Origin of the sequence: Gordonia sp. DT218 (assembly GCF_049847105.1) — a bacterium.
Taxonomy (GTDB): domain Bacteria; phylum Actinomycetota; class Actinomycetes; order Mycobacteriales; family Mycobacteriaceae; genus Gordonia.
Window position 1 is genome coordinate 39,939 of the sequence record NZ_JBNCNS010000002.1, and the last position, 12,664, is coordinate 52,602.

The 12,664-nt window shown below is 66.9% G+C and carries 10 protein-coding genes and 1 pseudogene; 7 read left to right on the forward strand and 4 right to left on the reverse strand.

Features of this window, described 5'->3' with window-relative positions; translation table 11 throughout:
- Window positions 1-4: 4 nt before the first annotated feature.
- Genes ACPXCG_RS07260 through ACPXCG_RS07275 form a run of 4 tightly spaced genes read right to left on the reverse strand, consistent with a single transcriptional unit; the run spans window position 5 to window position 4,962 of the window.
- On the reverse strand, window positions 5-886 hold the full coding sequence (locus tag ACPXCG_RS07260; protein WP_425790616.1) for an HpcH/HpaI aldolase/citrate lyase family protein: 882 nt from the start codon (window positions 884-886) through the stop codon (window positions 5-7).
- Window positions 887-924: 38 nt separating this feature from the next.
- Complete coding sequence (locus ACPXCG_RS07265) at window positions 925-2,091, reverse strand: acyl-CoA dehydrogenase family protein (protein ID WP_425790618.1); 1,167 nt, start codon at window positions 2,089-2,091, stop codon at window positions 925-927.
- Window positions 2,092-2,120: 29 nt separating this feature from the next.
- The gene (locus ACPXCG_RS07270; RefSeq protein WP_425790619.1) at window positions 2,121-3,773 is read right to left on the reverse strand and encodes an AMP-binding protein; all 1,653 of its coding nucleotides are present in this window, start codon (window positions 3,771-3,773) and stop codon (window positions 2,121-2,123) included.
- A gap of 16 nt (window positions 3,774-3,789) precedes the next feature.
- A complete protein-coding gene (locus ACPXCG_RS07275) occupies window positions 3,790-4,962 on the reverse strand; it encodes an acyl-CoA dehydrogenase family protein (RefSeq protein WP_425790621.1) in 1,173 nt (390 codons plus the stop codon).
- 675 nt (window positions 4,963-5,637) lie between these two features.
- On the opposite strand from ACPXCG_RS07275, the gene ACPXCG_RS07280 reads away from it, so the two are divergent.
- The 7 genes and pseudogenes from ACPXCG_RS07280 to ACPXCG_RS07310 all read left to right on the forward strand — a co-directional run bounded on the left by ACPXCG_RS07280 (window position 5,638) and on the right by ACPXCG_RS07310 (window position 12,663).
- The gene (locus ACPXCG_RS07280; RefSeq protein WP_425790623.1) at window positions 5,638-6,816 is read left to right on the forward strand and encodes a thiolase family protein; all 1,179 of its coding nucleotides are present in this window, start codon (window positions 5,638-5,640) and stop codon (window positions 6,814-6,816) included.
- A gap of 27 nt (window positions 6,817-6,843) precedes the next feature.
- Window positions 6,844-7,608 (forward strand): SDR family NAD(P)-dependent oxidoreductase, encoded by a 765-nt coding sequence (locus ACPXCG_RS07285; protein ID WP_425790625.1) that lies wholly within the window; start codon window positions 6,844-6,846, stop codon window positions 7,606-7,608.
- Window positions 7,605-8,363, forward strand: a complete 759-nt coding sequence (locus ACPXCG_RS07290; RefSeq protein WP_425790627.1) for a crotonase/enoyl-CoA hydratase family protein — start codon at window positions 7,605-7,607, stop codon at window positions 8,361-8,363. Before ACPXCG_RS07285 ends, ACPXCG_RS07290 begins: the two co-directional genes overlap by 4 nt.
- A gap of 3 nt (window positions 8,364-8,366) precedes the next feature.
- Window positions 8,367-10,034: an FAD-dependent oxidoreductase gene (locus ACPXCG_RS07295; protein ID WP_425790629.1), complete on the forward strand. Its 1,668-nt coding sequence runs from the start codon at window positions 8,367-8,369 to the stop codon at window positions 10,032-10,034.
- Between the two features lie 181 nt (window positions 10,035-10,215).
- A pseudogene (locus ACPXCG_RS07300) lies at window positions 10,216-10,605 on the forward strand (elongation factor Tu); the annotation flags it as partial.
- A gap of 338 nt (window positions 10,606-10,943) precedes the next feature.
- Entirely contained in the window at window positions 10,944-11,852 is a 909-nt protein-coding gene (locus ACPXCG_RS07305) for an alpha/beta hydrolase (RefSeq protein ID WP_425792066.1), read from the forward strand.
- 55 nt (window positions 11,853-11,907) lie between these two features.
- Window positions 11,908-12,663, forward strand: coding sequence for an alpha/beta fold hydrolase (locus ACPXCG_RS07310; RefSeq protein ID WP_425790631.1), 756 nt, complete (start codon window positions 11,908-11,910; stop codon window positions 12,661-12,663).
- The last annotated feature ends 1 nt before the right edge of the window (window position 12,664 follow it).

Consider the following 12,664-nt stretch of genomic DNA (forward strand, 5'->3'; position numbering starts at 1 on the left):
TGGGTCACTTGTTTGTGATCGCCGCGGCGCGCTCAAGCCAGCCGACGGCCTTGTCGTAGTGCGCCTTGTCGATGTGCAGCCCGCGGTAGCGCAGCGCGCCGACCCCGTCGGCCGCGGCCTTCTCGTAGGCATCGACCATGCCCTGGTAGAACTCGATGTCGGCGGCCGACGGGCTGAAGACGTCGTTGATCGTCTCGACGTGGCTGGGGTGGATCGCGATCATGCCGCGGAACCCGAGACCGCGTCCGTGCGTGGCGAAGGCGCGCAGACCGTCGATGTTCGCCAGGTCCTCCCAGAGCGCGGTGAGAGCGTGCAGCCCCGACTCGCGGCAGGCGAGCAGGACCCGGCTGCGCAGGTACAGCGACTCCTGACCTTCGGGCGTCCACTCGAAACCGACCTCGCGGGCGATGTCGGCGTGCTCGGCGGTCGGGCCGATCATGGCGCCGACCCGCGGCGACGCCGCGGCGATCTCCCGGCAGTTCCAGATGGCCTTGACCGTCTCGACGGGAACGATGTACTCGAGTCCGTCGACGCCGTTGCGCATCTCGAAGTGATCAAGCAGCGCGTCGTACTGCAGCACGTCGCGTTCGGCCTCGATCTTGGGGGCGAAGATCCCGTTCAGCCCCGGCACGACGACGGCCTCCAGATCGCTGCCGGTCAGTCGGGTGGCCAGCGGGTTGACGCGGACGAAGATCCCGACGTTCGGATGGTTTTCCCGGACGGTTCCGATGAGCGCGGCGACCGTGTCGCGGGCGGTGGCCTTCTCTGCGGCCGGTACCGAGTCCTCGAGGTCGAGAACGATGCAGTCCGCGCCCGCAGCGATGGCCTTCTTCGCCCATGCGGGTCGGTGCCCCGGAACGAAAAGGATGGAACGGTAGGGGTGCATGGTTGCCTCTCGTGCGTTACTCGATGCCGGCGCGTCGATCAGTAGTTGCGAGGTAGGCCGAGGACGTGCTCGGCCACGTAGTTGAGCACCATCTCCTGGCTGATCGGCGCAATGCGCATGAGTCGGGCCTCGCGGAAATAGCGTTCCACATGAAATTCTCGACCGAACCCGAAACCGCCGTGCACCTGCAGGGCGACGTCGGCGGCGAAGAAGCCGGCTTCGGCGCACAGATACTTCGCCGCGTTCGCCTCCCTACCGCAGGGCAGTCCCTCATCGACCATCCACGCGGCCTTGTCGAGGACGGCCTGCGCGGCGTCGAGCTTGATCCGGGCCTCGGCGAGTTGGAAGGCGATTCCCTGGTTCTTCCCGATCGGGCGACCGAACACCTCGCGCTCGTTGGCGTAGCGGACGCCGCGCCGCAGCGCAGCCTCACCGATGCCGAGCGCGGCGTTCGCGGAGATGACGCGCTCGGCGTTCAGGCCGCCGAGGATCGTGCGGAAACCGTGCCCGACCTCGCCGACGACGTCCCCGTCAGCGACGAACAGGTTATCGATGAACAGCTCGTTCGTGTCAACAGCGTTGCGGCCCATCTTGGGGATCTCGCGGATCTGCACGTGGTCGCGGTCGACGTCGGCGAAAAGCAGCGTCATGCCCGCCGTGCGCTTGGCGCCCTCGTCGCGAGGCGAGGTGCGACACAGCAGCAGCATCTTCTCGGCTTCCTGCGCCTTCGTGATCCACACCTTCTTGCCCGTGACCCGGAAACCGCCGTCGACCTTTGTGGCGAAGGTCTTGATGTTGGTGGTGTCGGTGCCCGCGTCCGGCTCGGTGACCGCGAACGACGTGTGGAGGTCGCCGGTGACGACGCGCGGCAGATACTTGCGCTTCATCTCCTCGCTGCCGTGGTGGATGATCGGCTCGAAGCCGAAGATACCGATGTGTACGGCGCTGCAGCCGCCCATGCCGGCCCCCGAAGCCGAGATCGCCCGCTCGACCACCGCGGCCTCGGTGACGCCCAGGCCGCCGCCGCCGTACTCCTCGGGCACGGTGAGCCCGAGCCAGCCGCCCTCGGCGATCGCGTGGTAGAACTCCCACGGGAACTCGTGCGAGTTATCGTGCTCCATCCAGTATTCGTCGGGAAAGCGCTGACACAACTGCTCGACGGCTTTGCGGATGTCTTCGTGAGTGGAGTCCGGGGTGTAGTCCATGGTGTTTCCTTCTTGCGGTGTTCGACCGGTCAGACGGTGGCGCGCTCGGCGTCGAAGGTATCCGGAGTGATGCCCTCGTCACGGAGGACTGCCTTGCGGACCTTCTCCGACGGCGTCTTCGGCAACGCGTCGACGGTGCGGATATAGCGGGGACGGGCGAATGCCGGGATACGTCCGTCGCAGAACGCGAGGACCTCGGCCGGGTCGACGGGCTCGGTGAGGACGATCGCCGCCAGCACCTCATCTTCGCCCGCGTCGACGTCGGCGGGCACACCGATCACGGCGCACTCGTGCACGGCCGGGTGGCCCAGCACGACCTGCTCCACCTCATACGACGAGATGTTCTCGCCGCGGCGTCGCAGCGCGTCCTTGTAGCGGTCGACGAAGTAGTACCAGCCGTCGGTGTCCCGGCGCAGCGCGTCGCCGGTGTGGAACCACAGGTTGCGCCACGCCTCGACTGTCTTATCCGGCATGCCGTAGTACCCGTTGCTGCAGATGAACGGCACCTTCGGGCGGACGACCAACTCGCCGACCTCGCCGATCGCCACCTGGCGGTCGGTCTTCGGATCGACCAGTTTGATGTCGAACCAGTCTGACGCCTGCAGGCCGGCCGCGCCGACGGGGATATCGACGTTGTACGGCGAGATGATCGGTGCGGATGTCTCGGTGAGACCGAACGCGTTGACGAACGTCTCGATCCCGTAGCGCTTCTTGAAGTCCTCGGCGATCGTCGACGCGATGGGTGCCGCGTAGATGCACCGCAGGCTGTTGTCGAGGTCGTCCTCGCGTGGCTCCTGCTTCCACGCGAAGTCCATCATCACGCCGACGAAGTTGGTCACGGTGACCCCCGAGTCGCGGACGTGGTCGATCCACCGGCTTGCGCTGAACTTACGGCGGATCACCGCGCCGGCGCCGGCGACGAGTGCCGGGTACACCGCCATGAACGTCGCGTTGCCGTGGAACAGCGGCGTCGTGGTCAGGTAGCGATCCGACGCCGTGAGGCGCGTCAGGCAGACCACTTCCTGCGCGAAGAAATACAGCTGGGCGTGCGGCATCGCGACGCCCTTCGACGGTCCGGTGGTGCCGGAGGTGAAGAAGATCGCGCCGAGTTCCTGGGGAGACGGCGCCGGTGCGTTGAGCGGCTCCCCACTGGGCAGCTCATCCCACGGCGCGGCGTCGAAACCGGCCGCGGTGAGCGTCGCGAGTGCCTCGTCGAGGGCACCGTTGTCGATGACCCAGAACTTCTTCACCCCGTTGACGCCGTTGGCCGGGTCAGCGTCGGCGACCGCGGCGAATCGTGCCGCGTACTCATCGTCGATCACGGCCCAGTGCGCCTGCGCGACGGAGAACTGGTGCTTGAGGAACTCGCCCTCGTAGTTGGTGTTGATCGGCACCTCGACGGTGCCGCCGACAGCGGTGGCCCACCAGGTCAGAACAAACCGGGACGAGTTCTGCGCCATGATTGCGACGCGGTCCCCGTGCGCGGCGCCGGCCGCTTTGATCGATCCGGCGATCCGCTCGGTCTGCATGAGTGCCGCAGCGTAAGTCAGCTCGAGATCCTCTTCGGGGGCGAACAGGCACGACGCGTCCGGGGTGTTCGCGGCGTGGGTACGCAGCACCGTGGCCAGCGTCCAATCGTCGGGATCGGTGAAGTTCGCCGTAAGGTCCGTGTAGAAGTCCATTAATGGTTCTCCTTACTCACTTGCGCTGATCGAAGTTGCGTCCGAGCAGTTCCGAGACGATGCGGGTGCGCTGCATGGTCGGGGTGCCGCCGGCGAGGGCCCAGCCGTGCGCGTCGCGGTGCATGCGCTCGAGGCCGAACTCCTCGGTGTAGCCGTTACCGCCGTGCAACTGCATGGCGAGATCGGTGACCTTCTTGGCCATCTCGTTGGCGGTGCACTTGGCCAGCGACACGTGCAGCGGGTTGGGCAGATCCGAGCCGGTGATTACGCCGGCCGCGGCGCGTTCGAGGAGCAGGCGAGCCTGCTCCACTTGCAACGCCATGTCGGCGACGGTCATCTGCACGGCCTGGAACTCGATCAAGGGCTTGCCGAACTGCTCGCGTTCTTGCACGTACTGCACTGTCAGATCGAGTGCACGCTGGCCGAGGGCAAGGCTCATCGTCGTGTTGCCGAGTCGCTCGATGGAGAACGCGGTGAACAGCTTCCGGAAGCCGCCGGGCCGTACGACGATGTTCTCCATGGGGACCTCGACGTCGTCGAAGTAGATGTCGGCAGACGGGATGCCGCGGAAGCCCATCAGCTTCTCGCGGGAGCCGAAGCTGACGCCGTCGCGGTTCGCCTCGACGAGCACGGCGCCGATGCCTTTGGCTCCCGGCGCGTCCGACATCCGCGAGTACACCAGGTAGACGTCGGCTTCGCTGCCATTGGAGATCCAGCGCTTGTTGCCGGTGACCCGGACGCTGTCGGCGCCGACGACGGCCTTGGTCGTCAGGTCGGTCGCCGCCGAACCCGCGTCGGGCTCGGAGATCGCGACCGCCATGGTGATGTCGCCCGCGATGATGCCCGGCAGGAACCGCTGCTTCTGATCCTCGGTGCCCAGCCGGGCGATGACCTGAGCCGGGCCGGTGTTGGACTCGAACACCTGGAACGCGGCGGGGCGACAGTGATAGGCGAGCTGCTCGATGACCGTCAGGGCGTGGGAGAGTGGCGCGCCGGAGCCGCCGTACTCTTCGGGCAGTGCGATGCCCAGAAAGCCCAGGGAGCCGAGGAACCGGCGGTCCTCAAGCGGGACTGCGGTGCGGTCGGCGTCCCACTGGGCGGCCTTCGGAGCGAACCGCTCCTGTGCCACCTGTGCGGCCAACTGCTTGATGGCCTGCAGGTCGTCGTTGTCAGTGTGGGGCGTGGGCATGGTGACCCCTCTCCTCGCTCGGGTAATCGCTGGTGGGTGCTTGTGACGTCGGCGCTCACGGATGGTGAAATGTGAGCGCGGTCTACACAACTGTAATAACTATAGTCATAAATTAGGCCGTGATGCACTAGTCGTCGTCAAAATTCTCCACGCGATTCCCTGGCTGCTCAGCCGCTGTCGACCGGAACCGTCACTCCGGTGATGGACAACCGCGCCCCGATGCCGAGGGGGAATGTGAGCTCCCCGACCTCGGGCGGGTCGCCGAAACGGCATCGGGGTCCGGTCCAGGAGGTCCTTCTCGTGAATGACCCCGCGGCGGACGAAGTCCTGCGACAGCCCGGTCACGGCGAGCCCGGAGTGATCGCGTTGCCGCGGATGCGGCGGTGGTCGGTCCGTCCCGGGACTCGTTCGCGGCGGCCTTCGCGGCGCCGATCCCTCGGGTCACGTCGGTCACGACGACGGTTGGGCGCGTTTTCATCGGCCACCTCCTTGGGAAAGTTCGGGGCGAGGGTCAATCCAGTACAAGGATTATCATAAATATGATCTGGATCTCATTCATGGAGTGGCGTCGGCATCCGGTTGCCGGCAACTGTGGACCCCGCTCGCCTAAATTGTGGTAAACATGATCATCAATGTCGGCGTTGTCGAGCACGCCGACCGACAAGGAGATTCGAAATGGCAAACGCGGTCATCGTCGACGCGGTCCGCACCCCGATGGGGAAGGGGCGTGCGGGCGGAGCCCTGGCCGGCGTCCACCCCGTCGACCTGCTCGCGGGCGTGCTGAGCGCGCTCGTGACCCGCACCGGCATCGAGCCAGGCGAGGTCGAGGACATCCTGGTCGGCTGCGTCGGACAGAACCTCGAGCAATCGGCGACGCCGGGACGGATGGCGGCGCTGTCCGCGGGTTTCCCCGTGCACGTCCCGTCGGTGACGATCGAGCGCAAATGCGGCTCCGGCCAGCAGGCGGTCGATTTCGCGGTGCAGGGCGTCATGGCCGGCACGTACGACATGGTCATCGCGGGCGGCGTCGAATCGATGAGCCGCGTCCCGATGGGCAGTGCGCGCGGTGACGTGGATCCGTTCGGTCCCGGAGTGCAGAGTCGGTTCGGTGCCCTCGTCAGTCAGGGTGTCGCGGCGGAACTCGTCGCCGACAAGTGGAACATCTCGCGCACCGCGCTCGACGAATACTCTGCGCGGTCGCACGAACGCGCCGCTGCTGCCGCGGCCGGCGGCGCCTTCGACAATGAGATCATCGGTGTGCACACCGAGGCCGGGGTCGTCGATCAGGACGAATCGATCCGCGCCGGGACCACCGCGGCGAAGCTCGGTGAGCTGCGCGCGGTGTTCGGCAACGACGCCAACCGGGAACGTTTCGGGCATATCGACTGGAAGGTCACCGCGGGCAACGCGTCGCAGATCACCGACGGGGCGTCGGCCCTGCTGATCATGAGCGAGCAGAAGGCTGCGGGGCTCAAGCTGAAACCGATCGCCCGCATTGTCGCCTCGGCGGTCGTCGGCGACGATCCGATGCTCATGCTCACCGCACCGATACCGGCGTCGCGCAAGGTGCTCGCCAAGGCGGGCCTGTCCGTCGGTGACATCGCGTCATTCGAGGTCAACGAGGCCTTCGCGTCGGTCCCGCTCGCCATTGCAGCCGAACTCGGGGTTCCCGACGACAAGCTCAACCCGGTGGGTGGCGCGGTCGCGCTCGGCCACCCGCTGGGCGCGTCGGGCGCCCGCATCATGACCACCATGATCAACCACCTCGCCGTCACGGGCGGCCGCTACGGCCTGCAGACCATGTGCGAGGCCGGCGGGATGGCGAACGCCACCATCGTCGAGTCCCTCGTCTGAGCCCCCACCCAGGAAAGGAACCACGACATGCAACTCACCAACTCATCCGCCATCGTGACCGGCGGCGCGTCTGGCCTCGGTCTGGCGACCGTGAAACGACTCGTCGAACAGGACGTCCACGTCGTGATCGTCGACCTGCCGACGTCGGCAGGCGCCGACGTGGCGGCCGACCTCGGCGATCTGGTCCAGTTCGGACCTGCCGACGTCGCCGACCCGGCGGCCGTCGACGCCGCCCTAGACCTCGCCGTGGCCAAGGCCCCGCTGCGCACCGTGGTGCATTGCGCCGGACGCGGCGGCACGGTCCGCGTCGTCGAACGGGACGGCCAGCCCGGATCGCTCGACATGTACACGTCGCTCATCACCACCAACCTCATCGGCAGCTTCAACGTTCTGCGGCTGGCGGCGGCCCGGATGGTCACCAACGAGGTGGTCGACGGAGAGCGCGGCGTCGTCATCATGACCGCGTCGGTTGCCGCGTGGGAAGGCCAGATCGGCCAGATCCCCTACGCCTCGGCGAAGGCAGGCGTCGTCGGAATGACTCTGGTGGCCGCGCGCGACCTGGCGCGCAAATTGGTGCGCGTCAACTCGATTGCCCCGGGGGTTTTCGACACTCCGATCCTGTCGCGCTTCTCCCCGGAGATCCGCGACGGACTCGCCGCCCAGATCCCGAACCCGGCCCGTCTCGGTGATCCCGACGAATACGCCCGGCTCGCCTTGGCGATCATCGACAACGGGATGCTCAACGGTGAGGTCATCCGCCTCGACGGCGCGATCAGGATGGCACCGAAGTGACAGTTCATACCGAGGTGCGAGGCGGCGTCCTCGTCGTCACCATCGACCGCCCCGATGTCCGCAACGCGATCAACACGGTGACGGCGCAGGCGATCGCCGACGCGATGGACCAGCTCGACGCCACGCCCGAACTCACCGCGGGCGTCCTGACCGGTGCCGGTGGCACGTTCTGTACCGGCATGGATCTCAAGGCATTCCTCGCAGGCGAACGTCCGTCCATCGATGGGCGCGGCTTCGCGGGCATCGCGCAGACCCCGCCGGCCAAGCCCGTCATCGCTGCCGTCGAAGGCCACGCGATCGCAGGCGGGTTCGAGATCGTCCTGGCGTGCGACCTCGTCGTCGCTTCCGAGACGGCTGTCTTCGGGCTGCCGGAGGTCAAACGCGGTCTGCTCGCCGGTGGTGGCGGACTGCTACGGCTGCCCGAGCGGGTGCCGTACGCACTCGGTCTCGAATGGGCCCTGACCGGTGATTTCGTCAACGCTGAGCAGGCGCGCGCTGCCGGACTGATCAACCGCCTCACGCCGAAGGGCGACGCGCTGGCCACCGCCATCGACCTGGCGCAGCGCATCGCCAAGAACGGTCCACTCGCGGTCCGCGGCACCAAGGAGATCTGGACCAAGGCGCGCGACTGGGACAACGACGAGCGTTTTGAGCGGATGTGGGAGATCTACGAGCCGATCCGTTCGTCGGATGACGCCAAAGAGGGGGCCACCGCGTTCCGCGAGAAGCGCGCGCCGCAGTGGAAGGGACGCTGATTCGTGGCGTTCGTGATCACGCGACCGTGCTGCAACGACGCTAGCTGCGTCAGCGTCTGCCCGGTGAACTGTATTCATCCGACGCCCGAAGAACCCGAGTTCCGCACGGCCGAGATGCTCTACATCGACCCGGAGAGTTGCATCGACTGCGGTGCTTGTGTCGACGCGTGTCCGGTCGGTGCGATCTTCCCGGACGGCGAACTCGCCGACGAGGACGAGCCGTACCTCCGGTTGAACGCCGACTATTACCTCGACCACGATGGTGAAGCGGGCGAGGCACCATTGAGGCGGGCCCCGAAACTCCCCGACGGCGACGTGTATATCGCCGTCGTGGGAGCCGGTCCGGCCGCGTTCTACGCGGCCGAAGAACTCGTCAGGTTCGGTTCGGTGCAGGTCGACATGTATGACCGGCTGCCGACGCCGTACGGTCTCGTGCGCGCGGGTGTCGCGCCCGACCACGCGGCGACCAAGGCGGTGGAGCGAACCTTCGCCTCGACCGAGCGGAAGAAGAACTTCCAGTACCGACTCGACGTGACCGTCGGTCGCGACATCACGCTCGACGAGCTCGCCGACCGCTATCACGCGGTGCTGCACGCGAGCGGGGCGTCGACCGACAAGAAGCTGGGGATAGCCGGCGAGGATCTGCCCGGCTCGGTAGCGGCCACCGAGTTCGTCGCGTGGTACAACGGGCATCCCGATCACGCCGACGACGTATACGATCTGTCGTCGGAGCGTGCGGTGATCGTCGGCAACGGCAACGTCGCACTCGACGTGGCGCGCATCCTGCTCACCGATCCGGACGAGCTCGCCTCAACCGACATCGCGCAGCACGCACTGGAGGCGCTGCGGACGTCGTCGATCCGCGAGGTCGTGATTCTCGGCCGGCGCAGCATCGCCGACGGCGCCTACACGAACTCGGAGTTCCTCTCGACCGGCCTGGTCGATGGGGTCGACGTCGTCATCGACGACGCCGATCTGACAGTGTCGCCGCAGATCGCCGCGCAACTCGACGACGGAACCGTCGACAGCACGATCGGATCGAAGGTTCGGCTCGCTCGCGAGTACGCGGCGAACGGCACCCACTCAGCAGACCGACGAGTCGTGTTCCGGTACCTGACGGCACCGACGGAGGTGCTAGGCGACTCGGCGGTCACCGGTGTGCGCATCGTTCGCAACAGCTACGACGCGCAGGGCCGGGTGTGCCCGACCGGCGAGACGAGCGAGATCTCCACCGGCCTGGTCATCCGATCGATCGGCTACCGTGGCCAAGTCGTCGACGGGCTCCCGTTCGACGAGGAGACGGGTACCGTGCCCAATCATGCCGGTCGCGTCGTCAACACCGAGGGCGAGCACCTGCCCGGGCAGTATGTCGCGGGCTGGCTCAAGCGCGGCGCGTCAGGCGGTATCGGAACCAACCGGTTCTGCGGTCAGGAGACGGCGTCGGTGATCGTCGAGGACATCGTCGGCGGGGCGATGCCGACACCGCCCCTGCATCGCGACGACGTCGTCGCGATGCTCGCGTCGCGCGGAGTGCTGCCGATCGACGGCGGCGGCTGGTCGAACATCGACAAGGCCGAGCGCACCGCGAGCCGCGCGGTGGGAAGCGTCCGTCGCAAGATAGTCACGATCGCGAAGCTGCGCGAGGCCGCCACCGGACCGATCCCCGGGTAAGGCCGGCCTGCGTTGGGCCCCGGTCACGTTCTCCAGTACCCGTCGTGGGCGGAAACTGACGCCGCATGCGTTCTACGGAAACCGCTGCGGGATTATGTGTTTCATCCAGAGAAGCGGAGTGTCCTCCTCGCCAGGGACTCGTGATCGGTGGTGTCCGATTCGCCGTAGCTTTTGGGCCATGCTCGACTCGGCACAGGCGGGCGACAACGCCGGTCTGCTGCTGCGCGGTCTCAAGCGTGAGGACGTCGAGCGCGGTCAGGTCATCGTGAAGCCGGGCACCACGACTCCGCACACGGAGTTCGAGGGCCAGGCTTACATCCTGAGCAAGGACGAGGGTGGTCGTCACACCCCGTTCTTCAACAACTACCGTCCGCAGTTCTACTTCCGTACCACGGATGTGACCGGTGTCGTGACCCTTCCCGAGGGCACCGAGATGGTCATGCCGGGTGACAACACCGAGATGAGCGTCAAGCTCATCCAGCCGGTCGCCATGGACGAGGGCCTGCGCTTCGCGATCCGCGAGGGTGGCCGCACCGTCGGTGCCGGCCGCGTCACCAAGATCAACAAGTGACCTTGTCAGTCACAGTGGTCTAGACGAACACACGAAGGCGCCCGGTCACGAAAGTGGCCGGGCGCCTTCGTCGTCTGCGCATGCCGGTCACGAGCACGTGCACGGTCCGGTGATCTCTGTCGGACTCATCGAGGTGTCGGCGTCGCACGCGATTCATCGATTGGTCGAGTCCGCATCATGAATCACATGAGCCACTTTGGTAACACCGTGGTTGCAATGTGCCGGAGCTGTGGTCACAAGCATGGCAATCGCCGGTGCCGGCGAATTACGGTGCTGCGGTGCCAGTTCTCATCGACCGCGGGCGCTTTGCCGTCGCGCGGCGACGCTTTCTCGTGTTTCTGCTCGCGCTCGCCGCGGCCGCCGGAACGGGAGTCGTCGCCGCGGGGACCGCAAACGCGGCCTCCTTCGGTCGTTTCTACGTGGCGGGTTGTGGAATGCCCTCGACGCCGGTGGACATGTGGACCAGATGGGGCAATTACAAGACGGTGATCGCGCTCGACGGGCTCCGGGCGACGAACGACGAGAGCGGCTGGCGCCATGAGACGCGGATTCAGCGGATCGCCGACACCGGCGTGAACGTGGTGGAACCGGTCGGTGGGCTGGCGAGCTTCTACACCGACTGGGATGCCGCCAGCCCGGGAAACAAGATCAAGTACCGCTATCGCTGGACGTGCCGCCTGAACACCATTGTGAGAGAACTCGATGCGCGCGGTCTCGCCGTGGGGCCGCGGGGTAAGTATGCCCTCATGGGCATCTCGATGGGCGGCAACGCGGCGATGATCTACGGTGCGTACCACCGGAAGCGGATCTCCCATGTCTTCTCGATGTCGGGATTCCTCAACCTGTCCGCGCCGACCATGCGGGAAGCGGTGCGACTGGCCCTCATCGACGCGGGGATGGCCGCGGGGGTCGGTCCGTTCAGCGCCGACGCCATGTGGGGTCTGCCGTGGAACGAACGGTGGGTTCGCAACGACGCCCTCGTCCAGATCCCCAGGATGCGTGGGATGCACATCCGGGTCGGAGCGGCCTCGGGCCTGTGGGGGAAGTACAACACCGATGCGATCGGATCCATCAAGGGCACCCCGCTCGAGGTGATCTCGCTCGCGCAGACCCGCACCTTCGAGGTCGGGGCGGCGATTGCCGGCGTGCGGATCACGACCGATTATCCGGCGCTCGGAACCCATCAGTGGGGTTACTGGCAGGACATGGTGATGCGTGCGAAGAAGAGCGGCTGGTTCCGCGACTGACCCGCGGACAGCACCCGGAATCTCGGCGAGAGCACCGCTCATTACCCTCGATGGCATGCGCGTGCTGCATCGATCGACATCTTCCGGGGAACTGGCACTGAATGTCCGGGTCGCCGGGGTCGACCGCGATCGCCCGCCCGTCGTGCTGGTGCACGGCATGGCCGGCGACCACAGCACCTGGCGCACCTTCGCCAGGGCGCTACGCCGTGAGGGCAGGTCGGTCGTCTCCGTCGATCTCCGCGGTCACGGCCGGAGCGGGCACGCCGCGACCTACCGGCTCGACGACTTCCGCGACGACCTGAGGTTCGTCCTCGACGACCTCGACATCGAGGTCGCCGACGTGGTCGCGCATTCGCTCGGGGCGCACTCCGCGCTCCGGTTGGCGATGGATGTGCCGAACCGCGTGCGGCGCGTCGTCCTCGAGGAGATCCCGCCGATGCCGCGGGATCAACACGATCTCGACGAGAACATCGTCGTCGCGGCATCGCTCGGCGAACGCGTGCGCGGACTGGGCTGGGCCGTGCGCAATCCGGTTCCCATCATCCGATTCGACCGACGGGTGGCCACCGACGTCTCGACCCAGTTCGAGGTCGCCGACCCCGACTGGTGGACGCGTCTGCGGGCGGTCACGGCACCTGCCCTGGTCATCTCGGGTGGCCGCCGAAGCTTCCTGCCGTCACAGCATCTCCGTACGCTCAGCGAGGTGCTGCCCGACGGCCGGTTCGCCGTGATCGACGCCGGGCACAGTGTGCATCGGGACCGAGCTGCCGACTTCGGCTCGGCGGCAGGTGAATTCCTCAGGGCGTCATAGC